This window comes from Campylobacter sp. S4:11 (assembly GCF_024723695.1).
In the GTDB taxonomy this organism is placed as follows: Bacteria; Campylobacterota; Campylobacteria; order Campylobacterales; family Campylobacteraceae; genus Campylobacter_D; species Campylobacter_D jejuni_C.
Genome location: NZ_JANQDC010000010.1, coordinates 38,678 through 61,486 on the forward strand (window position 1 = coordinate 38,678; position 22,809 = coordinate 61,486).

A 22,809-nucleotide genomic window follows, 5' to 3' on the forward strand; every position below is an offset into this window, starting at 1 on the left:
TAAAGAGAGTTAATTCATGGAACAAAAAATTTTAATTATTGATGATAATAAAATGCTTACAAAACTTTTGGCGAAAAAAGTGGAAAATACTTTAGGTTTAAAAGTAGATGTTGCTTTTGATATGAATAGTGCTAAAGAATTGGTGAAAAATGATTATTTTATGGCCTTTGTGGATCTTTGCTTGCCAGATGCACCTAATGGAGAAGTAGTGGATGTAATTTTAGAAAAAAATATTCCTGCTATAGTTCTTACAGGAAGTAGCGATGGACAAACGCGTAAGAAATTTATGGAAAAAGATATTATTGGTTATATTCAAAAAGAAAGTGAAAGCTGTATTGATGAAATGCTAAACTCTATTAGAATGCTTCAAAAAAACAATAAAACCAAGATAATTTTAGCAATCGCAAATGTAACTTTACGTGCAGAAATGAAGAAAAATTTAAATAATCAACTTTTTAATGTCTTAGCAGCAGCTCATGGAGAAGAAGCGCTAAGTTATTTAAGTGATAATCCTGATACAAAATTAGTAATTTGTGATGCAACTATGCCAGTAATTAATGGAGAAGATTTACTTGTAGAAATTCGTTCAAAATATTCTAAAATAGAGCTTGGTGTAATTATGGTTGGAGATAAAGATGATGCATTGGAAGCAAGGGCTTTTAGAAAGGGTGTGAATGATTACGTTATTAGACCTTTTCAAAAAGAATCGCTTAATTGCAGGGTAAATAATTGTTTAGATTATATGCAAAAATGCGTTTTACTTGATGAATATAGTTTGGGTAAGGATTTGCTAACAGGACTTGATGATTATGCAAATTTTGAAAAAAGATTTTTAGATTACTTAGAAGATATGCAAGAAAACGAAGAGATGGCTTTGGCTTTGATTGATATTGATAATCTTGCAACAATTAATTATGAGTTAAGCTATGATTGTGGTGATGGAGTGATTAAGCACACGGCTAAAAAAATCAAAGACCAAATTCGCGGTATGGATTTAGCAACCAAGATTGAAGATGGTAAGTTTTACGTGTTGTTGAAAAATACTGGACATAAAGAAGCTTTAAAAGTGTTTTCAAATATAAGAGTTAATATTTCCAAAGAAAGCGTTTTAATAGCTTTAGATGAAGTAGATTATAGTGTTTCTGTAGGAGTTGCTTTTGGTGCTAAAATAAGTCAAATGCAAGATTTATTAGATAATGCTCAAAAGGCACTAGATTTAGCTAAGTCTAATGGTAAAAATAGGGTAGAGGTATGTTTTTAGATTGTGATTTTAGTGAAAAAATCATAGACACGCATTGTCATCTAGATAGTCAAGCTTATTTTGGATATTTAGATGAAATATTAAATCATGCTTTTGCTAATGGAGTAGATAAAATCATCATACCCGGTGCAGATATAAAAGATTTACCAAGAGCAAGAGAAATTACACATAATTATAAAAATGTGTATTTTTCTTGTGGGGTACATCCTTACGATATAGATGATTTTGATTTAGAAGTTTTAAAAGAATTTATAGATGATAAAAAATGCGTTGCAGTGGGTGAGTGTGGACTTGATTATTATCGTTTAAAAGCAGATGAAGAAGAAATAAAAGCAAAGCAAAAAGAAGTTTTTATAACCCAAATACAACTAGCTATTGAATACAAAAAACCTTTGATTGTGCATGTGCGTGAAGCCAATGAAGATAGTTTTAATATTTTAAAAAAGTATGCAAAAGATTTACAAGGCGGTGTTTTGCATTGTTTTAATGCTAGCGAGCTTTTACTTCAGTTAGCTGATGAAGGATTTTATTTTGGTATAGGTGGAGTTTTAACTTTTAAAAATGCAAAAAAATTAGTGGAAATTTTACCTAAAATTCCAAAGGATAAACTAGTCTTAGAAACAGATGGACCTTATTTAACTCCAGAACCATATCGTGGTAAGGTAAATGATCCTATTTTGATGCATTTTGTAGCTCAAAAAATGGCTGAGCTTTTAAAATTATCTAAAAATGAAATAATAAAACTTACTAATTTTAACGCTAATCGTTTATTTTTCCAAGGTTTATAATGAAAAAAAGTTTTTTATTTTTTATTTTAGTATTATTATGTTTAAATGCTAAGGCCTTACAATTTACTCCAGAGCATTACATACAACAAGCACAAATTTTAAGAAATTTAGATATAGAAGCAAGCTATCTTAGTGATATGATTTTTTTAGAATTTAAAGAATCTTCCATAGATATGCATTCTAAAACTTTGGTAGATACTATGAGGGAATTTTACAAAATTACCCCGATTATCCGCAAAATCTTAGAAAAAGAAAATATCCCTCAAGAATTTTTATACTTAGCGATTGTAGAATCTGGTTTGAAAATTCACAGTATTTCAAGAACTAAAGCAGTGGGTGTTTGGCAGTTTATGAAGCCAACAGCACAAACTTTAGGCTTAAGGATAGATCCTTATGTAGATGAGAGAAAAGATTTAGTAAAATCAACTTATGCAGCTATTACTTATTTAAAACAACTAAAAGAGCAATTTGGAAAATGGTATTTGGCTATTTTGGCTTATAATTGTGGTGATGGCAAATTACGCCAAGCTATAAAAAAAGCAAAAAGTGATGATTTAAGAATCTTACTTGATCCTGATAAAAAATACTTACCATTAGAAACTAGGATTTTTATTAGAAAAATTCTTACTATGGCATTTTTGGCAAACAATAATGACTTTTTGATTTCTCAAGATAGTGCTTTGCTTAATTATGCCCTATCAAGTGAGGTTAAAAAAATTTCAGTTCCACCAAGTGTTTCTTTAAGAGAGCTTGCTAAAGTAGCCAAGATGTCTTATAATGAATTTAAGCGTTATAATCCACATTTTAATTATGACTTTACTCCACCTGATAAAAAAGATTATTATATGTATATCCCTTTAAGCAAAAGCGTGGCAGTAGAAAAGGCATTAGAGAATGTAAAATTAGCCAAAGTGGATACAACCATTCCACATACAAAAATTTATATAGTAAAAGAGGGTGATAGTCTTTATACTATTGCAAGAAAACACAAAATTAGCGTTGAAAGTATTAAAGAATATAATAAAATTAAAGGAAATTTAATCAATATTAATCAAAAACTTGTGTTAAAAATTAAGGAGAATAACAATGCAAAAATCAAAACTACTCAAAAATTACCAAAAAACTCTCATACAAAAGTCGTTAGTCGTTAGTTGTGTAGGAGTTTTATTTAGTGCTTGTAGTATGGTGCCTATTAGTACGCCTACTGTGTATTATCCAGAGAGGGACTTTAAAAGTATAAAACATAACAACACTAGTTTAAAAGGCACTATGAAGCCTTATACTATTAATGGCAAAACTTATTATCCAACTGTAGTAGAAGTAGGTGAGACTGCTGATGGTATAGCTAGTTGGTATGGACCGGGTTTTCATGGTAAAAAAACTTCTAATGGTGAAACTTATGATCAACATGCTTATACTGCAGCTCATAAAACTTTACCTATGAATACTATAGTAAAAGTAACTAATTTAAAAAATCACCGTCAAACTACTGTTAGGATTAATGATAGAGGACCTTTTGTGGCAGGTAGGATTATAGATTTATCTAATATGGCTGCAAGAGATATTGATATGATTCAAGCAGGAACAGCTCCTGTAAGACTTGAAGTAATTGGCTTTGGAACAAGTGCAAACTCAGGTTCAGTGCATACTAATTCTAATTTAGGTAGTAGTGGAGAGATTGCTGATAGTGGCCATATTTTCCAAGGTGGATCTTTTATGGTGCAAATTGGTGCATTTAGAAATAAAAGCGGTGCAGAGTTAATAGCAAGTAGGTATAAAAACTATAACTCTTACACTTCGACTATACAAACAAGTGCTAAAGATGGTTTACATAGAGTATTTTTAAAAGGCTTTAGAAGCGAGCAAGAAGCAAGAGATTTTGTTGATAGCGGATCTTTTCCAGGTGCGTTTATAGTAAGAGAGTAAAATTATGATAGAGCTTATTTTTTTAGATGTAGATGGTTGTCTAACAGATGGTAAAATCATCTACACACAAAATTATGGTGAAATTAAAGAGTTTAATGTAAAAGATGGCGCAGCAATTGAGGCTTGGCAAAAGCTTGGTAAAAAAGTTGCTATTATTACAGGCAGGACTAGTGAGTGTGTGTATTTTAGAGCTAGAGATTTAAAAATTGATCTAGTATATCAAGGTATTAGCGATAAACTAGCTTGTGCTAAAGAAATTTTAGAAAAATTAAATTTAGATTTTTCTCAATGTGCTGCTATTGGGGATTATTATAATGATATGAGTTTACTTGAAGCAGTTGCTTATAGTTTTAAGCCAAAAGATGCACATAAGGCTTTAAAAACTGATAAAGTTTTAAACAGAAAAGGTGGTAATGGGGCGGTAAGTGAGATGATAGAAATTTTAATTGAACATAATAATATGCAAGCTCAATGGGATAAACTTTGGCGATAAAAATTTTTGCTATATTAATGAGTTTATTTGCCTTTGTTATGGTGATTTTAAGTACTCAAGATCCTTATTTATTTGCCATAAAACCGCAAAAGGTAGATGTGGCAAATATGCAAGCGTTTGATGTGTTTGATTATGAGCTTAATACATCTGTTACAAAAGCTAGCTATCAAGCAAGTCGTTGGGTAAAATACCAAGATAAAGATATTTTTGATGATTTTAAAGTGCAAGCACTTGATTATAATTTAAGTTCGGATTTATTAGTAAGAAATGATGAAAAATCCATTTTAGAAGGTAATGTAAGTTATTTTGATCATAATCAAACTTCTATTTTTACCCAAAAAGCAACTTACGATATGAAAAATAAAATTTTATTTTCTAATGATAATTTTAAAGCATATGTAGGTTTAAATGAGATTTTTGGGGATAATTTTTTATATGATGTGAATCAAAAAGAATTAAAAATTCAAGGAATAAAAGCATGGTTTTTAGAGCAATAATTTTTTTGTGTTTGTTAAATTTATTTGCATTTAGTGCGCAAAAAATAGAAGTTTATGCTAAAGATTTTTATTTAGATGAAAAAAATGAAACAAGTGTATTAACCGGTGATGTAGAAGTTAAAAAAGGTAATGATGTTTTAAATTCGCAAAAATTAGTCATTTATATGAAAAATAAACAACCTATTAAGTATATAGCTACTAAAGATGCTAGATTTAAAATCATGATGAAAGATAAAACTTATCATGGAAGTGGTGATGAGTTTATTTACAATGTAGCTAAGGATACATATGAGATTAATGGCAATGCAAAAATTATAGAAGTACAGTCAAAAAAGGAACTCATAGGGGATAAAATCATAGTAGATAGAAAAAATATGACTTATAGAGTAGTGAGTAAAGATAAAAAACCTGCTAAATTTGTATTTGAAGTAAAAGAATGATATTAAATGCTAAATTTTTAATTTCTGCTTCTAAAATAGATGAAGCTCCACAACCTATATACACTGAAATCGCTTTTTTAGGACGCTCTAATGTGGGTAAAAGTTCTTTGATTAATACACTATGCAAAAATAAAAATTTAGCAAAAAGCTCTTCAACTCCGGGTAAAACCCAACTCATTAATTTTTTTGAAGTTGATTGTAAAAAAGATGAGGATAAATTTAAACTAATATTTATTGATTTGCCTGGTTTTGGTTATGCTAAAGTGAGCAAAAAAACTAAGGCTATTTGGAATAAAAATTTAGACGAGTTTTTAAAAGAGCGCAGTTCTATCAAGCTTTTTATCCATTTAATAGATTCAAGGCATGAAAATTTAGATATTGATGCAAATTTGGATTTATATTTAGATTCTTTTATTAGAGCTGATCAAAAAAAAATAACAGTTTTTACAAAAGCAGACAAGCTCAATCAAAGTCAAAAAGCAAAAATTTTAAATGCAAATAAAAATGCCATTTTGGTGTCAAATTTGAAAAAAAGTGGTATTGATAAATTAGAACAAAAAATTATTTTAGAGAGCTTGGGTTTTAATGAGGAGTAGAAATTTAGTAAAAAATAGATTTGATTTTTCTTATTTATTTTTTTATTTATCTTTGATTTTTTATCAAGTGCTAAGTTCTGTGTATTATTGGATGCCTCCTTTGTTCGGGGTATTTTTTTGTTACATGATAGTGCTTTTAAAAGAAAAAGAAAGAACCCTTAATAAGCTTGATTTTAGATGGTATTTTTCTTTGTTTTATCTTTTATTAATTGATATTATCCATGGATTTTATCTTTTTAGTTCTTGGATAGCCTTTTTTATCTTTTATCATTTTTTTGTCGATTGGTTTAAGAGCAAGTTAAAGTTAGGGCATTATTTACTCGTTATATTTACTTTTTGTGCTTATATTTTTATCTATCTTTTTGATGTGTTTTTGGCTTATTTGGATAATAGTGAAATTTTAAAATTTGGTATTGAATATTTATGGTTTTTTGCTGTTGAAGCTTTGATTTCTTTTGTTATTTTTAAAGGGAAAATCTAATATGCGTATGCGTTTAGTAATGGGTTTTATAGCTTGCTTTTTTATGCTTTTACTTGCTAGAGTGTATTATATAAGTATAAAATCTAATGTTTATTATGAAGAAATAGCCAAGCAAAATGCCATTAAAACACAATTTTTAGCGCCTGTAAGAGGGCAAATTTTAGATGTTAAAGGCAGACCCTTAGCGGTAAATAAATTAGGTTTTTCAATCTCTATAAAGCCATATTTGCATATAAAAAAGAAAAATAGAAATCTTTTAGAGCAAGAATTGCAAGCCATAGTAGAAGCTTTTCCTGATTTAAATATAACCAAATTAAAACGAAATTATATAAAAGCTGATTCTTATTACAATCAAGATTATATAGAAGTGGTGCCATTTATAGAATATGATGCGATGATTAAGCATTTTACTAAACTTAATTTGCGTGAAAATATGCAAGTTAAATCTACTACTCAAAGATTTTATCCTTATGATGCTTTAGCTAGTCATGTTATAGGTTATGTTGGAAAAGCAAATTTAAACGATATGAATGAAAATGAAATTGCAAGATTAACTAGCTATGTAGGACGTAGTGGAATAGAGCGTTCGTATAATGAAATTTTGCAAGGTCAAAAAGGTGAAAAAGTTAGCAAGGTAAATGCGTTAAATAAAGAAATAGAAGAACTTTCTTATAAAAAACCTACTTCAAGCAATATCACTTTAAGCATAGATCTTGATTTACAAGAATACTTAGCTAGTATTTTTGAAAATTTAGCAGGTGCGGCTATAATAATGGATGTAAAAAGTGGAGCTATTTTAGCAGCGGGTAGTTTTCCTGAGTATAATCTTAATCCTTTTGTTACAGGTATTAGCCAAGAAGAATGGGATAAACTTTCTAATGATTTAAATCATCCTTTTACTAATAAACTTATTAATGGTCTTTATCCTCCAGGTTCAGTTGTGAAAATGGGTACAGCTTTAGCTTTTTTAGATAGTGGTAAAGTAAATGAAAATCACAAATATTTATGTGATTCTAATTTTGAGCTTGGTGGTAGAAAATTTAGATGTTGGAAAGCTATAGGTCATGGTTATGTAAATATGAATGATGCTATTAGGGAAAGTTGTGATGTGTATTTTTATAAAGGCGCTTTAGAGGTAGGTATTGATACCATTAGTTCTGTTTTTGAAAGAATAGGTTTTGGTACAAAAACAGGAGTGGATTTACCTAATGAATTTATAGGAACAGTACCTAATAGAATATGGAAAAAGGAAAAATACAACCAACCATGGTATCAAGGTGAAACTTTAAATACAAGCATAGGACAAGGTGATTTTCTTGCTACTCCTATGCAAGTGGCTAAATTTACAGCTATGATTGCTACAGCTAAAAATATCACACCGCATTTTTTACATAGTGTTGATGATAATGTTACTAAGGTAAATTTTGACAATAATGAAAGTGTTTTTACGACTTTTGAATTATCAAAACTCCCACTTTTAAGGCGTGCGATGTATGAGGTGGCCAATGTTGATGGTGGAACTACGGCAAGATTTTTAAGAAATTCTCCTATTACTATAGCAGCTAAGACAGGAACAGCTCAAGTAGTTGGAATTTCCCAAAGTGAAAAAAAGCGTATTAAAGAAGAGGATTTAGAGTATTTTTTAAGATCTCATGCTTGGATTACTTCTTATGCGCCTTATGAAAAACCGCAGTATGTAGTAGTGGTTTTAATCGAACATGGAAAAAGTGGTAGTAGCACAGGAGGACCTATACTGGCTAAAATTTATCAAAAACTTATAGATTTGGGTTATATTGATAAAAAATATATTAAGAAAAAGACTAAATAATTAGCATTCCATCACCATATGAGTAAAAACGATAGTTGTTTTCTATGGCTTTATGGTAAAGCTCTAAGGTTTTTTCTCTACCTATAAATGCTGCTACAAGCATAATTAAAGTCGATTTTGGTAAGTGAAAATTAGTAAGTAAATAATCAAGTCTTTGTGGAGTGTTTTGTGGGTGTAAAAACAAATCACAAAAACCTTCTTTTATTTTTTTTCTATGATAATACTCTATGCAACGAGTAACGGTAGTGCCAACACCTAGTACTTTCTTAGAAGAATTAATCAAAGCACAAGTTTCATTATTAATATGAAAAAATTCTGAATGCATTTTATGCTCACGTATATCTTCACATTCTACACCTTTAAAAGTTCCTGCGCCAACATGTAGTGTGATAGTATGGATATTGTGGTTTATTTTAAGTTCATCAATCATCGCTTCATCAAAGTGTAAGCTCGCAGTAGGTGCGGCAACTGCACCTTGGTTTTTAGCAAAAATACTTTGATAATTAATGCTATCTTGTGCTTCATCTGCTCTTTTAATATAAGGTGGTAAAGGTATATGGCCTATTTTTTCTAAAATTTCAAAAACTTCATGATGATTAAGTTTTTTATCATCATTAAAAAATTCCACTTCTCTTGTACCATCATCGTGTAATTTTTTGATTTTAGTTTTTAAAGAATTTTCAAAATATAAAATTTGTCCTTCTTTAACCTTACCGCGAATTTGCACTAAAAAATCATTGTTTTTTAAAGGGTGGTTGATAAAAAGTTCTATTTTACTACCACTTTCTTTATTCCCATAAATTCTTGCTTTTATTACTTTAGTATCGTTAAAGATGATTTCACAAGGTGGTAAAATTTTAGCCAAGTCCTTAAAATGTAAATGTGAAATTTGATCTTTACATCTTTCATAAACTAAAAGCTTAGCATTTTCTTTGGGTAAAATAGGAAAATTTGCTATAAGTTCATTAGGTAAATCATAATCATAACTAGAAAGTAAAAGATCTTTATCAATCATTTTCATCATCTTCTTTTTGACTAGGATTAACTTTTTTAGCTATATAAATAGAAATCCCATAAAGTCCACACAAAGGAACGGCCATTAAAAATTGTGATATAACATCAGGTGGTGTCATCATAGCCGAGAAAACAAAAATCACTAAAACAGAAACCCTAAAATGTTTTTTTAAAAAAGTATCATCAACAAGTCCAAGTTTAGCAAAGAAAAATGTTATTACAGGCATCTCAAAAGCCAAACCAAAAGCAATTACTAATTTAGTAAAAAAACCTACATATAAACCTATACTAATTAAAGGTTTAAAATCTTGAGTTTGCACCCCAAAATCAATCAAAAATTTAAAAGCCAAAGGTATAACTATGTAATAACAAAACAAAGCACCAAGTGCAAACATAATACTAGCAAAGCTTACAAAAGGCACTACTAATCTTTTTTCATTATCATAAAGTCCAGGTGCTACAAACTTCCAAAACTGCCAAAAAATAACCGGTAAAGAAATCAAAAAAGCTGTAAAAAATGAAACTTTCATCGCAGTAAATAAAGGCTCTTGTAACTCAACGAAGGTCATTTGTCTTGAAATTTCAGGTAAGGCTGCTTCAACAGGCGCTTTTAGTATGTCTATGATATAACTATTAAAACTAAAACATACAAAAAACATCACAACAACACAAGCAACACTTATAAATAATCTTTTTCTAAGTTCTACTAAATGCGGTTTTAATTCTTCAAACATTCTTGGCTTTCCATTTTCTGAGTATTTTTTTCATCTTTTTGAATTTTTTCTTCAAGATTAGAAAGTTCTTGTATATCTTTTTCTAAATCATTAATTTCACTTTTTAATTCTTTAGTATTATTTAAAATATCTTCTTTGAGTTGATCAAATTCTTCAAAACTTAGTTTTTTTCTGATATTTTCATTAGTTTGTGAAAATTCATCTTTGTATTTTTGTGCTTCATCTTTTAATTCTGCTATTTTTAGTTCTTTATTAATACTTGCTTTTGCTTCATCAATATTGCTTTTAATGGCTTTTAAAATTTTTGCAATTTCAACTATGGTTGAAGGTAATTTTTCAGGCCCAAGCACTAAAATAGCTACAACTAAAATAACTAAAATTTCACCAAAACTCATTATTTTGTCTTCTTTCGCTTGAATATATGGTCTACATTTTACATAAAAATACTTAAAAATATTATTACTTTTATTATATCAATATATAAAGATATCTTGATATATTGATATATTTTTGTTATAATGAATTAAAAATAAAAAGGAAAAAGCATGGAAAAATTAGTTTTTATTTTAAAAGATTTTTTGATTTTATTCATAGAAATATCTGTTTTATTTGTTTTAGTTAGTATGCTTATTGCTTATTTAAATGAGCGCTATGCTAAATTTTTCAATGAGCATTTAAAGAAAGATTCTTTTACAAGCTATATAAAAGCCATACTTTTAGGCTGTTTAACTCCATTTTGCTCATGCTCAAGCATACCGCTTTTAAACGCATTTTTAAAAGCTAAAGTACCACTTGGGGTATGTATAGCTTATTTAATCACCTCGCCTTTAATCAATCCTATTATAGTAGTGATGTTTGTGGTGAGTTTTGGCTTAAAAATCTCTTTATTTTATGTGGGATTTTTATTTTGCGTGATTTTATTTCTTGCTTTTTGTGTTTCTAAAATAAACACTCAAAGATTTTTTAATGAAGACTTTTTAAAAAATGATTTAGAGCAAAAGTCAAGTTGTTGTTCTAATAATACTTTTCAAAACTCATATTGTCAAAAATCTAGTTCTATTTTTGTTAAAAATTCTAAAGTTAGCGGTAAAGTTTTGAAATTTAAGTCTAAGACAAAAGACAATAAAATCAAAATGCTATTTATGCAAAGCTTTAAAGAATATAAAAAAATATTACCTTATATTGTTATAGGTATGGGTATTGGAGCTTTTATACACGGCTTTTTCCCGCAAGATTTTTTCCAAAATTATATGAAAGATTATGGAGTATTTGGCATATTTATAGCAGCTTTTATAGGGGTTTTACTTTATATGAATTGTACGGCTATGATACCTGTAGCACTAGCTTTAACTACCAGTGGAATTCCACTTGGTATAATGATGAGTTTTTTAATAGCAGGAGCTGGGTGTTCTTTGCCTGAGCTTATTTTACTTAAAAGAATTTTTAAAACAAGCTTTTTGATTTTATTTGCAAGTATGATTGTTTTTATAGCAATTAGTTTTGGACTTTTAATATTTTTCATATAAGGATTTTTATGCAAGAATTTTTAAAAATAACAAGTGCGATTAATGATGAAAGTAGGATTTTCATCTTAGCTTTTTTACAAAAATATGGAAAACTTTGTGTATGTGATTTACAAAGCTCTTTAAATATGAGTCAGTCAAGGCTTTCAAGGCACTTAAAAATTTTAAAAGAAGCTAATTTTTTAGAAGTAGATAGACAAGGTGTTTGGGCGTATTATGGGGTAAAAGAAAATTTAAATAATTTTTGTAATGATGTGTTAAAAAACATCAATGAGCTTTCCATAAAGCTTCCTGAGCTTAAAAGGTTTTCTTGTGAATGTCCTAAGGAATAAAATGAAAATAGCTTTTATTTGTATTCACAATAGTTGTAGATCTCAAATAGCTGAAGCTTTGTGTAAGAAAATATGTAAAGAACTTGGTTTAAATTTAGAGATTTATTCAGCTGGAAGTGATATTTCTAAGGGAATTAATCCTAAAGCTATAAGGATTTTAAAGCAAAAATATGCACTTGACATAAGTACTTATAAAGTAAAGAGCTTTGATAGTTTGCCTAAGGATTTAGATATTGTTGTAGGAATGGGTTGTGGGGTAGCTTGTCCAAATATTGGAGCAAAGTTTCATTTTGATTTTGGCTTAGAAGATCCTAGTAATTTTGAAGATGAGGATTTTATTAAAGTGGTGGAAAGTTTAGAATTAAAACTTAAAGAGCTTTTAGAAAAAATCACACAAGGAGAGCTTTAAATGCTTGGTTTTATAGATAGATTTTTGACTTTGTGGATTTTTATAGCCATGGCTTTAGGTTTGTTTTTGGGGTTTATCTTTCCTAATATTACAAATTTTTGGGAGAGTTTTAATTATAATCAAAATAATGTTTTGCTTATGGTGTGTTTGGTTTTAATGATGTATCCACCTTTGGCTAAGGTTGAGTATAGAAAAATATTTAAAATTTTTCACTCTATTAAAGCTTTAATACTTTCTTTGTTTTTAAATTGGATTTTTGGTCCTATTTTAATGTTTATATTAGCTTGGGTATTTTTAAAAAATGATCTTGATTATATGCAAGGTATTATCATCATAGGTTTAGCTCGTTGTGTAGCTATGGTGGTAGTTTGGAGTGATTTAGCTAAGGCTGATAAAGAGTACACCGCTGCTTTAGTGGGTATTAATACTATTTTTCAAATTTTGTGTTTTGCTTTTTATGTGTACTTGTTTTTAGAATTTTTTCCTTCTCTTTTGGGCTTGAGTTTTCAAAATAACCTAGAAGTAAAAATGGATGAAATTTTGAAAAATGTGGCAATTTATCTTGGTTTACCTTTTTTATTAGGGATTTTAAGTAGGGTTATTTTCATTAGTTTAAAAAGCAAAGAATGGTTTGATCAAAAATTCTTACCCAAAATTAGTCCTATTACACTTATTACTTTGCTTTTTACTATCATTATTATGTGTTCTTATAGATCAAGTGATATTTTCAGTTTACCTTTGGATGTATTTAAAATTTGTATTCCTTTGTTTTTATATTTTGTGATAATGTTTTATAGTTCTTGGTTTATAAGTAAAAAACTAGGTTTAAACTATGAAAAAAATACAGCTATTAGTTTTAGTGCTAGTGGTAATAATTTCGAACTTGCTATAGCTATATCCATTGCATCTTTTGGTATAAGCTCATTACAATCTTTTGCTGCTATTATAGGTCCATTGATTGAGGTGCCTGTTTTGATTTTACTTGTTAAATGGGCTTTGAGGTTTAAGTACTAATATACAAAGCTAATTCATCGCTTAAGAGGTAGTTGGTGTTATAAAAAATTCCATTTTTATAGACTAATTTTCCTTTTTTGCTAAGAAACATTGCCTTTTCTTTTTCTAAAGGTTCTAGCTTTATTTCATCCACCCCTATAATACTTCTAAGTCCTAGAAAAATATGCTCTAAACGCAAATCTTTTGAATTTAAATTTTCAATCTCTCTAAAACAAGGATTTGCTATATAATCTTTTAAACTTTTTTTAGTGTAAAATCTTTGATTTTTTAAAAATCCTACTGCACTTAAGCCACAGCCTATATAGTCTTTTCCTTGCCAGTAAGCAAGGTTGTGTTTACAAATTTGTCCAAAATTACTGATTTCATATTGTTTATAGCCAAGGCTTTCAATTGCTTTAATAAAATGCTTTGCAAGGCGCGGAGCGTTTTTTTTATAATGAAATTTTTTAGCAAATCTAGTTTTTTCTTCTATAGTTAAATTATAAGCACTCACATGGCTAATATCAAGCAGGGTTAGTTTAGAAATTTCATAATCAAGCATTTTTTTATCATCAAGTTTTGTATCATAAATTAAGTCCAAATTTATATTATTAAATCCTGCTTTTTTTGCATTTTCTATACTTGTAAAAATACTTTTTTGATCATGAATACGTCCAAGAAATTGTAATTTTTTTTCATGAAAACTTTGCGCGCCAAAAGAAATACGGTTAAAACCTAAATTTTTTATTTCTTTAAGCCATGAAAAATTACTCGAGTTGGGGTTGGCTTCTATACTGATTTCACTATCTTTTTGTAAATAACTTTGTAAAAAAATAAATATTTTTTCATAAAAACTAACTTCCATCAAACTAGGCGTGCCACCACCTATAAAAATAGTTTTTATAGAATTTTTGTCAAGTTTAAAAAAATCTAGTTGATATTTTATATCTTGCATTAAAGCATTTAAATAATCTTTTTCAAAGTCCTTTTTTTTAAGCGAGGTAAAAGAACAATAAAAACACTTACTTTCGCAAAATGGTATATGTATATATAAATGCATAAAACTTCTTTAAAATGTGATTATAAATTCGTATTTTTTTGTTAGAATTATATTATTTAAAAGTCAAGGATAAGAAAATCATGGAAAAAGAAAAAAAATATAGGCCAAATGTAGCCGCCATAATATTATCATCAGCTTATCCTTTTGAAAGTAAAATTTTACTTGCTAAACGTAATGATATGGAAGATATATGGCAATTTCCTCAAGGTGGTATAGATGATGGTGAGGAAATTAAAAGTGCATTATTTAGAGAGTTAAAAGAAGAAATAGGTACAGATGAGGTTGAAATTTTAGCTGAACATCCTGAGTGGATTAGTTATGACTTTCCGGTTAAGGTTGCACAAAAAATGTATCCTTACGATGGTCAAATCCAAAAATATTTTTTAGTTAGATTAAAAAATAAAGCTATTATTAATCTAAACACCAAAAATCCTGAATTTGATGCATATAAATTTGCTTCATTAGAAGATGTTTATGATATGATTAACCATTTTAAAAAACCTATATATATCAAGGTTTTAAAATATTTTAAAGAAAGGGGGTATATTTAATGCTGATCGTACAAAAATATGGAGGAACGAGCGTAGGAACGCTTGAACGTATTGATGAAGTTGCTAAAAGAGTGGCAAAAAGTAAAAAAACTTGCGATAAACTAGTTGTAGTAGTTTCAGCAATGAGTGGAGTGACTAATGAGCTTATTGATTTTGCTCATCATTTTAGCAAAAATCCTTCGGGTCGTGAGATGGATATGCTTTTAAGCAGTGGCGAGCGCGTAACTTCATCTTTGCTTGCTATTGCATTAAATGAAATGGGTTTAAAAGCTACTGCATTTTCCGGACGCAATGCAGGGATTATTACAGATGATGTTTATACTAAAGCAAGAATTGAACATATTGATACTACAAACATTAACAAAGCCTTAGATGAGGGGTATATTGTAGTAGTTGCTGGCTTTCAAGGTATTGATAGAATGGGTAATGTTACTACTTTGGGTCGTGGTGGAAGTGACTTAAGTGCGGTAGCGCTAGCTGGAGCTTTAAATGCTGATTTGTGTGAAATTTACACTGATGTAGATGGGGTATATACCACTGATCCTAGAATTGAGCCAAAGGCTAAAAAGCTAGATAAAATTTCTTATGAAGAAATGCTAGAGCTTGCAAGTTTAGGAGCTAAAGTTTTACAAAATCGCTCTGTAGAGCTTGCTAAAAAATTAAATGTAAAATTAGTTACTAGAAGTAGTTTTAATGAAAATGAAGGTACGATTATTACTAAGGAGGAAAATATGGAACAAGCTTTGGTTAGTGGCATAGCACTAGATAAAAACCAAGCAAGGGTTACTTTAAGAAATATTGATGATAAGCCAGGAATTGCTGCTGAAATTTTTGGGACTTTAGCAAATGAAAATATCAATGTAGATATGATTATCCAAAATGTAGGTGTAGATGGAGCTACAAATTTGGGCTTTACTGTGCCTGAAAACGAGCTTGATTTAGCAACTAATGCTATGAAAAAAGTTTTAGGTGCTAATGCTAATATAGAAACAGATAGTGCTGTAGTAAAAGTTTCAGTTGTGGGTGTGGGTATGAAATCACACTCTGGAGTAGCTTCGGCAGCTTTTAAAGCATTAGCAAATGAAAATATCAACATACAAATGATTTCTACAAGCGAAATTAAAATTTCAGTCATCGTGCATGAAAAATACGGCGAATTAGCTGTAAGAGTATTGCATGAAGTTTATAAACTAGATGTATAAATGAGTAATAGTTTTTTAAAATTTACCCTAGAGCAAATCCGAGAAAACGGCACTTATGCAAGTTGGTTAGAAGAAAGGCGTCTTGAATGGTCGCCTTTGATAGCTTCTAAATTAGCTTTGCTTTTACAAGGTTATACTTTTATTGTGATTACTGATGAGCAAAGAGCTTGGTTTGAAGAGTATTTTTTAAGCCAAATTAATGCTAACACCACAAGACCTTTAGTGCCTTTTGTGTCTTTAAAAGGAATTTATAATAAGGCTTGTAATACCCAAGAAGATATAGATTTACTAAACGATCTTTTGAGTATTTCTTTTCCTAATGGCTATGCTTTTTTTTATATAGGAACTAATACAGGTTTTAAATTTAAAATTGCTAATTCTAAAGAAGAAAGTATGCTTTGGCTTTTTGATGAGCAGTTGCAAAATAGCTTTTATCTTTCCTCACGCGATAAGGAATTAGACTATAAACTTATTTCTTTATACAAAGTATTTGAGCAAAGCTTAGAGGCTGTGCTTTTTTCTAAGGTAGAAATTTGAACCTAAAAAATAAAATCATTATTCATAATGATTTTGAGTTTATGCAAGAAAAGCTTACAGAAGAATATGGTCAAAAAAATCTTAGATTTTTCATACCTAAAAATCCTGACTTAGAATTAAGATTAAATGACTTAACCTATGACAAAAACGGCCAAGCAACAGCAAGAGCTATTATGAAAGAAAGCTATATGGCTGAAGCACAAGCTAAAATCATTGTTATACTAGCTAGATCTTTTCGTGAAGAAGCACAAAATTTTTTATTAAAAGTTTTTGAAGAGCCACCAAAAAATGTGTATTTTATCATCGTAGCTCCTTCAAAAAATGTTTTTTTGCCTACTATACTTTCAAGATTTATCGTAGAAAAACATAAAATTCAAAAAGAAAAAATGTCTTTAAATTTAGATCTTAAAAAAATAGATCTAGCTCAAATTGCTTCATTATTAAAACAATATGAAAATATAGACAAGCATGAGTGTTTAGAGCTAATTAGTGCTTTAAGTCATGAATGTTTTAAACAAGATATAAAATTAAATGATGAAGAAATTGAATTTTTTTATAAGGCTTATGAATTAGCTAAATTAAATGCAAAGCCAACTATTTTACTAAGCACCATAGCTTTAATTTTACACGAGAGAAAAAATGAAAATCATTAAAATCAATCCTAATACAGACTTTGAGCAAATTTCTAAATACATAAAGCCACACAAAGCAGGTGAGAAAATTATGAGTGAAAAAACTCAAATTCATTTCTTTCTTATTAAAGAATTAAGAGCACCTGCTGCAAATATACTCAAACAAGATGCACTAAGAGTTGGAGCTGAACTTGTAACACATAAAGAAGTTATACTAGGTAAGGAACATACTAATGCCTTGCTTATGGTAACGCAAGATCAAGCTAAAAAGCTTATAGAAAAAGAAAAATTACAAGATTTTAAACTTAAAAATTTAGCACTATTTTTAAAGTCTAATTTCGCTAAACCAAAATATGCAAAAATCATGGGTGTGATTAATGTTAATGAAGATAGTTTTAACGCTCAAAGTAGGGTTAAAGAAAATGAAGTTTTGGAAAAAATCGAACTCATGATTTCTCAAGGGGCTGATTATATAGATATAGGCGGGGTTTCTTCAAGACCTGGTAGTGTGTATTGTGGGAAAGAAGAAGAGTTTAAACGCTTAAAAAATACCCTAGATTTAATTTATAAAGAAAAACTTTATGAAAAATGTATTTTTAGTTTAGATAGCTTTGATGAGTATTGTTTAGAATATGCTTTAAATAAAGGCTTTAAACTTATTAATGATATCACCGGTTTTAAAAATGAAAATTTAGCCAAACTAGCTTTAAAATACAAAGCCACTTATACACTCATGCATATACAAAATACCCCACAAAATATGCAAGATAATCCTTTCTATGAAGATGTATTAGCCGAGCTTGATGATTTTTTTGCACAAAAGCTAGAAAGACTAGGTGAGCTTGGTTTAGATGATGTGATTTTAGATGTTGGCATTGGTTTTGGCAAAAGTCCTTGGCATAATATGATGTTAATCAAACATTTAGAGCATTTTTTACGCTTTGAAAAAGAACTTTTGATCGGAGCTAGTAGGAAAAGTGTGATAAATGCTTATTTTAACTCAAGTGTTGAGCAAAGACTAGCGGGTACGCTTTATTTGCATTTGGAGGCTTTCAAAAATGGTGCAAGCATTATAAGAGCACATGATGTGTATGAGCATAAGCAAATGTTTGAACTTGCAAAAGCTATGGATGAACTTTCTTTGGAGTAATGATGACTTATCAAGAGTATTTAGAAAAGGTAAAATTAGCAAAAGAATGGATGAGGGCTTATTATGAAGATGATGAGCCTTTAGCAAGTGATGAAGAATACGATAAACTTATAAGAGAGTTAAAAGCATTTGAAACGCTTCATCAAGAAAAGATTTCTAAAGACTCTCCAACACAAAACATCGCTCCTATTATACAAAGTGAATTTCACAAACTTGCACATAGTGCAAAAATGTGGTCTATGGAAGATGTTTTTGATGAAACTGAACTTAGAGCTTGGGCAAAAAGAGCTAAATGTGAGTTTGGTTTTTTCATAGAGCCTAAGTTTGATGGAGCAAGTTTAAATCTTACTTATGAAAATGGTATTTTAATCAGCGGCGCTACAAGGGGTGATGGAGAAGTGGGTGAGGATATTACTTTAAATGTGAAAGAAATATCAAACATACCTCAAAAAATTCCTTATAAAGACAAGATAGAAATTCGTGGCGAAGTGGTGATTTTAAAAGAAGATTTTGAAAAAATCAATGAAAAAAGAGCTAAAGATGGCTTGAGTTTATTTGCAAATCCACGCAATGCAGCAAGTGGTTCACTAAGACAGCTTGATACAAGTATTACAAAAGAAAGAAATTTAAAATTTTATCCTTGGGGAGTGGGGGAGAATTCTTTAGAATTTAGCAAGCACTCTGAAGTGATGGAGTTTGTAAGAAGTCTTGGTTTTTTAAAAGATGATTTTGTTTTTTGTGTGAAATCTTTAGATGAGGTTTTGGAAAAATACTACGAGCTTTTAGAAAAAAGAGATCAAAAGCCTATGATGATGGATGGTATGGTTGTAAGGGTAGATGATTTAGCTCATTGTAAGCTTTTGGGTTATACGGTGAAATTTCCAAAATTTATGGCTGCATTTAAATTTCCTGCATTGGAAAAAACTACAACCTTGCTTGGTGTTAATTTGCAAGTTGGAAGAAGCGGGGTAGTTACTCCTGTAGCAGTGCTAGAGCCTGTAAATTTAGATGGGGTTGTAGTAAAGTCTGCAACCTTGCATAATTTTGATGAGATAGCTAGACTTGGAGTGATGATAGGCGATAGCGTAAGTGTGATAAGAAGTGGCGATGTTATACCTAAAATCACTAAAGTTTTTACCCAAAGGCGTGATGGTTTAGAAAGTAAAATTGCCAAGCCAACTCTTTGCCCTGAGTGTTTAAGTGAACTTTTAGATGAAGGTGCTTTTTTAAAATGCCAAAATTTAGATTGCAAAGCAAGACTTGTAAATTCCATTATACATTTTGTATCTAAAAAGTGTTTGAATATAGACGGCCTTGGAGAAAATATCGTCGAGCTTTTATTTAAAGAAGGAAAAATCACCAACATAGAAAGTATATTTTTCTTAAAATACAGTGATTTTGAAGGCTTAGAAGGCTTTAAAGAAAAAAAAATCAACAATCTTCTAAGTGCTATTGAAAATGCAAAAAAATGCCCTTTATCAAGGTTTATCACTGCTTTAGGTATAGAGCATATTGGCGAAGTAGCAGCTAAAAAACTAGCTCAATCTTTTGGCTTTGAATGGTTTATGCAAAGCTATGAAGCTTATGCAAATTTAGAAGGTTTTGGCGCACAAATGGCTAAAAGCTTAGAAGAATTTACCCATGTTAATGCAAATCGCATTAAGCATTTTTATGAAATTTTGCATTTAGAGGATGAGAAAAAAGAGCTTATTATAAATGATAATATTTCTAATAAAACCTTTGTTATCACAGGCACTTTAAGCAAATCACGCGATCATTTTAAAGAACTAATCGAAAACTTTGGAGCAAAAGTAAGTTCAAGTGTGTCTAAGAAAACTGACTTTGTATTATATGGAAGTGAAGCAGGCTCAAAGCTTGAAAAGGCTCAAAGTTTAGGAGTTAAGTGCATCAATGAAGCTGAGTTTAACGCTCTTTTAGGCGGTGATGATGAGGTATGATGTCTTTGTAAGCACAAAGTTAAATATTTCTCGCAATAAAGCTTGTGAGCTTATAGAAAACAAGCAAATTTTACTCAATGGTGAGTTTAAAAAAACCTCTTTTAAAATCACATCTTTAAATCCTTTAGAAGATGAGAGTTTAAAACTCACGCTTTTAGAAGAGCTTTTTGTAAGTAGAGCTGCTTTTAAGCTTAAGCATTTTTTACAAGAGCATGCATTTACTATAAAAGATAAAATTTGTTTAGATATAGGCTCATCGACTGGGGGTTTTGTGCAAATTTTACATCAAAATAATGCTAAACATATCACTGCTTTAGATGTAGGTTCTAACCAACTTCATGAAAGCTTAAGAAATTTAGAAAATATCCAAATTTGCGAAAACACCGATTTGCGTGAGTTTAGAAGTGAAATTTTATATGATGTTATCACTTGTGATGTGAGTTTTATATCTTTAACACATTTGATTTTTCATATAGATAAATTTGCTAAAGATCTTATCATCTTGCTTTTTAAACCTCAATTTGAAGTAGGTAAAAATGCTAAGCGTGATAAAAACGGAGTGGTAAAAGATATAAAAGCTATTAAAACTGCCAAAGAGGGCTTTGAAAAAGCCTGCGCAAAGCTTGGTTGGATCTTGCAAGTAAGTCAAGAGTCGCACTTAAAAGGAAAAGAAGGCAATGTTGAGTTTTTCTACGCCTATAGAAAAAACTAAAATCACAAATTTAGCCATAGGGCGTTTTGATGGTATGCATTTGGGGCATTTTGAGCTTTTTAAGCATTTAGATGAAAACGGAGCTTTGTTTATCATCGCAAAAGAGAAAAAAGAAGCTCTAACGCCTAAGGATTTTAGAGCAACTTTAGTTGATTTTCCTTTGATTTTTTGTGATTTTGATAAAATCAAAGACTATAAAGGCGAGGATTTTTTAAAGCTTTTAAAGCAAGAATTTCCCAAACTAGAAAAAATCATCGTAGGTTATGATTTTAAATTTGGTAAAGAAAGAAAATGCAGTGCCAAAGACATACAAGGCCTTTGTGGTATAAACACTATCATCGTAGATGAGTTTAAAATTCAAAACAAAAGTGTTCATACAAGTATGATTAAAACCTTACTTAAAGAAGCAAAAGTCAAAGAAGCTAAAAATTTTCTAGGTAGATTTTATACTATACAAGCAAATATCATCAAAGGGCAAGGCATAGGTGCTAAAGAGCTTTTTGCAACTTTAAATTTATACGCAAAAGACTTTATTTTACCTAAAGATGGTGTATATGCGACTTTGGTAAAGATTGAAAATAAAAGTTATCATAGTGTAAGTTTTATAGGCATAAGATCTACTGATGAAAATTTTGCTCTAGAAACGCATATTTTAGATGAAAATTTCACAAACACAAAAGCAAAGTTAGTGGAGTTAAGTTTTATTGACTATATAAGAGCTAATGAGAAATTTAATGACTTAGCCTTATTAAAAGCACAAATTAGTAAAGATATTAACAAAGCAAAAGAAATTTTAGGAAAATTAAATGAAAGATGAAATTTTTAAAAAACCTTTAGAGAAACAATTTGAATTTGATAAAAGCGTAGCAAGTGTTTTTGATGATATGGTGTCAAGGTCCGTGCCTTTTTATACGCAAAATTTAAAACTCATAGTTGAACTCATAGATCATTTTGCACCGCAAAATGCGAGAATTTGCGATCTTGGTTGTTCTACGGCTAGTTTGTTGCTTGCACTTTATGAAAAAAGAAAAGATTTTCTTTTAAGTGGGGTTGATGAGGCTAATGCTATGCTAGAGATTGCTAAAAGTAAATGCCAAGCTTTTGGAGCTAGAGTGGAATTTTATCAAAAAAATTTAGATGATTTTGAGTTTTTTAAAAATGATGTTTTTATAGCTACTTATACTTTACAGTTTATCCGCCCACCTAAAAGACAAGAATTAGTTGATAAAATCTATCAAAACCTAAATGAAAATGGTATATTTGTACTTAGTGAAAAAATTCTTTATGAAGATGTCAAAATAGCTAAAAAAATGATACAAATTTATGAGCAATATAAACTAGAGCAAGGTTATAGCAAGTTAGAAATTTCAAGCAAAAGAGAAGCTTTGGAAAATATCCTCATACCTTATACTCAAAATGAAAACATAACTATGCTTAAAAAGGCAGGATTTTCTAAAGTAGAAAGCGTATTTAAATGGGTAAATTTTGAAACCTTCATTGCTTTTAAATAGATAATTATTGATTGTTCAATAGTTAATTTTATATTCAAATATTTATATATTTAAACTTTTTATAAATAATTATTTTATATAATATAAAATTATTTTTAATACAACAATCAAGGAGTTTTAATGTCTTACTTTACGGGGGGGGGGGATTTGATAATTCCCAATTAAATAATACCTCTTTAAC

The 22,809-nt window shown here is 29.5% G+C and carries 27 protein-coding genes; 23 read left to right on the forward strand and 4 right to left on the reverse strand.

The annotated features are described in order from the left end of the window. Positions 1 to 16: 16 nt before the first annotated feature. From cbrR to mrdA, 10 genes are all read left to right on the forward strand, one after another. Complete coding sequence (gene cbrR / locus CAMP5053_RS04950; protein WP_087699031.1) at positions 17 to 1,261, forward strand: bile resistance response regulator CbrR; 1,245 nt, start codon at positions 17 to 19, stop codon at positions 1,259 to 1,261. Further along, positions 1,252 to 2,049 (forward strand): TatD family hydrolase, encoded by a 798-nt coding sequence (locus CAMP5053_RS04955; RefSeq protein ID WP_337217390.1) that lies wholly within the window; start codon positions 1,252 to 1,254, stop codon positions 2,047 to 2,049. The genes cbrR and CAMP5053_RS04955 overlap by 10 nt, the downstream gene beginning before the upstream one ends. Beyond that, entirely contained in the window at positions 2,049 to 3,200 is a 1,152-nt protein-coding gene (locus CAMP5053_RS04960; RefSeq protein ID WP_337217391.1) for a lytic transglycosylase domain-containing protein, read from the forward strand. The genes CAMP5053_RS04955 and CAMP5053_RS04960 overlap by 1 nt, the downstream gene beginning before the upstream one ends. Next, the gene (locus CAMP5053_RS04965) at positions 3,136 to 3,975 is read left to right on the forward strand and encodes a septal ring lytic transglycosylase RlpA family protein (protein WP_087699028.1); all 840 of its coding nucleotides are present in this window, start codon (positions 3,136 to 3,138) and stop codon (positions 3,973 to 3,975) included. The genes CAMP5053_RS04960 and CAMP5053_RS04965 overlap by 65 nt, the downstream gene beginning before the upstream one ends. Positions 3,976 to 3,979: 4 nt before the next feature. Beyond that, on the forward strand, positions 3,980 to 4,468 hold the full coding sequence (locus tag CAMP5053_RS04970) for an HAD hydrolase family protein (RefSeq protein WP_087699027.1): 489 nt from the start codon (positions 3,980 to 3,982) through the stop codon (positions 4,466 to 4,468). Then, complete coding sequence (locus tag CAMP5053_RS04975) at positions 4,459 to 4,965, forward strand: hypothetical protein (protein ID WP_087699026.1); 507 nt, start codon at positions 4,459 to 4,461, stop codon at positions 4,963 to 4,965. The genes CAMP5053_RS04970 and CAMP5053_RS04975 overlap by 10 nt, the downstream gene beginning before the upstream one ends. Continuing rightward, complete coding sequence (gene lptA, locus CAMP5053_RS04980) at positions 4,947 to 5,405, forward strand: lipopolysaccharide transport periplasmic protein LptA (protein WP_337217392.1); 459 nt, start codon at positions 4,947 to 4,949, stop codon at positions 5,403 to 5,405. The genes CAMP5053_RS04975 and lptA overlap by 19 nt, the downstream gene beginning before the upstream one ends. Next, complete coding sequence (gene yihA / locus CAMP5053_RS04985) at positions 5,402 to 6,001, forward strand: ribosome biogenesis GTP-binding protein YihA/YsxC (protein ID WP_087699024.1); 600 nt, start codon at positions 5,402 to 5,404, stop codon at positions 5,999 to 6,001. The genes lptA and yihA overlap by 4 nt, the downstream gene beginning before the upstream one ends. A gap of 124 nt (positions 6,002 to 6,125) precedes the next feature. Continuing rightward, positions 6,126 to 6,482, forward strand: coding sequence for a hypothetical protein (locus CAMP5053_RS04990; RefSeq protein ID WP_250322431.1), 357 nt, complete (start codon positions 6,126 to 6,128; stop codon positions 6,480 to 6,482). Between the two features lies 1 nt (position 6,483). After that, positions 6,484 to 8,310: a penicillin-binding protein 2 gene (gene mrdA / locus CAMP5053_RS04995; RefSeq protein WP_337217393.1), complete on the forward strand. Its 1,827-nt coding sequence runs from the start codon at positions 6,484 to 6,486 to the stop codon at positions 8,308 to 8,310. Here mrdA and queA read toward each other — a convergent pair. From queA to tatB, 3 genes are read right to left on the reverse strand one after another with little or no spacing between them, the layout of a single operon-like run. After that, complete coding sequence (gene queA / locus CAMP5053_RS05000) at positions 8,303 to 9,331, reverse strand: tRNA preQ1(34) S-adenosylmethionine ribosyltransferase-isomerase QueA (protein WP_337217394.1); 1,029 nt, start codon at positions 9,329 to 9,331, stop codon at positions 8,303 to 8,305. The two genes, mrdA and queA, sit on opposite strands and share 8 nt — an antisense overlap. Next, on the reverse strand, positions 9,318 to 10,058 hold the full coding sequence (gene tatC / locus CAMP5053_RS05005; RefSeq protein ID WP_214126268.1) for a twin-arginine translocase subunit TatC: 741 nt from the start codon (positions 10,056 to 10,058) through the stop codon (positions 9,318 to 9,320). Before tatC ends, queA begins: the two co-directional genes overlap by 14 nt. Continuing rightward, on the reverse strand, positions 10,043 to 10,453 hold the full coding sequence (tatB, locus tag CAMP5053_RS05010; protein ID WP_087699019.1) for a Sec-independent protein translocase protein TatB: 411 nt from the start codon (positions 10,451 to 10,453) through the stop codon (positions 10,043 to 10,045). Before tatB ends, tatC begins: the two co-directional genes overlap by 16 nt. A gap of 150 nt (positions 10,454 to 10,603) precedes the next feature. Between tatB and CAMP5053_RS05015 the strand changes: the two genes are divergently transcribed. The 4 genes from CAMP5053_RS05015 to arsB are packed head-to-tail and all read left to right on the forward strand — an operon-like array spanning position 10,604 to position 13,336. Further along, positions 10,604 to 11,584 (forward strand): permease, encoded by a 981-nt coding sequence (locus CAMP5053_RS05015; RefSeq protein ID WP_087699018.1) that lies wholly within the window; start codon positions 10,604 to 10,606, stop codon positions 11,582 to 11,584. A gap of 8 nt (positions 11,585 to 11,592) precedes the next feature. Beyond that, positions 11,593 to 11,913, forward strand: a complete 321-nt coding sequence (locus tag CAMP5053_RS05020; RefSeq protein ID WP_087699017.1) for an ArsR/SmtB family transcription factor — start codon at positions 11,593 to 11,595, stop codon at positions 11,911 to 11,913. 1 nt (position 11,914) lies between these two features. Then, positions 11,915 to 12,322 (forward strand): arsenate reductase/protein-tyrosine-phosphatase family protein, encoded by a 408-nt coding sequence (locus CAMP5053_RS05025; RefSeq protein ID WP_087699016.1) that lies wholly within the window; start codon positions 11,915 to 11,917, stop codon positions 12,320 to 12,322. Continuing rightward, the gene (gene arsB, locus CAMP5053_RS05030; RefSeq protein ID WP_337217395.1) at positions 12,323 to 13,336 is read left to right on the forward strand and encodes an ACR3 family arsenite efflux transporter; all 1,014 of its coding nucleotides are present in this window, start codon (positions 12,323 to 12,325) and stop codon (positions 13,334 to 13,336) included. Here arsB and hemW read toward each other — a convergent pair. Further along, the gene (gene hemW / locus CAMP5053_RS05035) at positions 13,326 to 14,375 is read right to left on the reverse strand and encodes a radical SAM family heme chaperone HemW (RefSeq protein ID WP_261530060.1); all 1,050 of its coding nucleotides are present in this window, start codon (positions 14,373 to 14,375) and stop codon (positions 13,326 to 13,328) included. The two genes, arsB and hemW, sit on opposite strands and share 11 nt — an antisense overlap. A gap of 80 nt (positions 14,376 to 14,455) precedes the next feature. Between hemW and CAMP5053_RS05040 the strand changes: the two genes are divergently transcribed. From CAMP5053_RS05040 to cmoA, 9 genes are read left to right on the forward strand one after another with little or no spacing between them, the layout of a single operon-like run. Then, the gene (locus tag CAMP5053_RS05040) at positions 14,456 to 14,926 is read left to right on the forward strand and encodes an RNA pyrophosphohydrolase (protein WP_261530062.1); all 471 of its coding nucleotides are present in this window, start codon (positions 14,456 to 14,458) and stop codon (positions 14,924 to 14,926) included. Then, on the forward strand, positions 14,926 to 16,128 hold the full coding sequence (locus tag CAMP5053_RS05045; RefSeq protein WP_087699012.1) for an aspartate kinase: 1,203 nt from the start codon (positions 14,926 to 14,928) through the stop codon (positions 16,126 to 16,128). The genes CAMP5053_RS05040 and CAMP5053_RS05045 overlap by 1 nt, the downstream gene beginning before the upstream one ends. Continuing rightward, entirely contained in the window at positions 16,129 to 16,665 is a 537-nt protein-coding gene (locus tag CAMP5053_RS05050; protein ID WP_087699011.1) for a HobA family DNA replication regulator, read from the forward strand. It begins immediately after the preceding gene. A gap of 41 nt (positions 16,666 to 16,706) precedes the next feature. Further along, entirely contained in the window at positions 16,707 to 17,318 is a 612-nt protein-coding gene (locus CAMP5053_RS05055; RefSeq protein WP_315903300.1) for a DNA polymerase III subunit delta', read from the forward strand. Beyond that, a complete protein-coding gene (folP, locus tag CAMP5053_RS05060; protein ID WP_337217396.1) occupies positions 17,305 to 18,447 on the forward strand; it encodes a dihydropteroate synthase in 1,143 nt (380 codons plus the stop codon). The genes CAMP5053_RS05055 and folP overlap by 14 nt, the downstream gene beginning before the upstream one ends. A 2-nt stretch (positions 18,448 to 18,449) precedes the next feature. Next, a complete protein-coding gene (gene ligA, locus CAMP5053_RS05065) occupies positions 18,450 to 20,405 on the forward strand; it encodes an NAD-dependent DNA ligase LigA (protein ID WP_337217399.1) in 1,956 nt (651 codons plus the stop codon). After that, a complete protein-coding gene (gene tlyA, locus CAMP5053_RS05070; RefSeq protein ID WP_214100094.1) occupies positions 20,395 to 21,117 on the forward strand; it encodes a 23S rRNA (cytidine-2'-O)-methyltransferase TlyA in 723 nt (240 codons plus the stop codon). The genes ligA and tlyA overlap by 11 nt, the downstream gene beginning before the upstream one ends. After that, the gene (locus CAMP5053_RS05075) at positions 21,083 to 21,934 is read left to right on the forward strand and encodes a bifunctional riboflavin kinase/FAD synthetase (RefSeq protein WP_261530065.1); all 852 of its coding nucleotides are present in this window, start codon (positions 21,083 to 21,085) and stop codon (positions 21,932 to 21,934) included. Before tlyA ends, CAMP5053_RS05075 begins: the two co-directional genes overlap by 35 nt. Further along, positions 21,924 to 22,628: a carboxy-S-adenosyl-L-methionine synthase CmoA gene (gene cmoA, locus CAMP5053_RS05080; protein ID WP_337217397.1), complete on the forward strand. Its 705-nt coding sequence runs from the start codon at positions 21,924 to 21,926 to the stop codon at positions 22,626 to 22,628. The genes CAMP5053_RS05075 and cmoA overlap by 11 nt, the downstream gene beginning before the upstream one ends. Positions 22,629 to 22,809 lie beyond the last annotated feature (181 nt).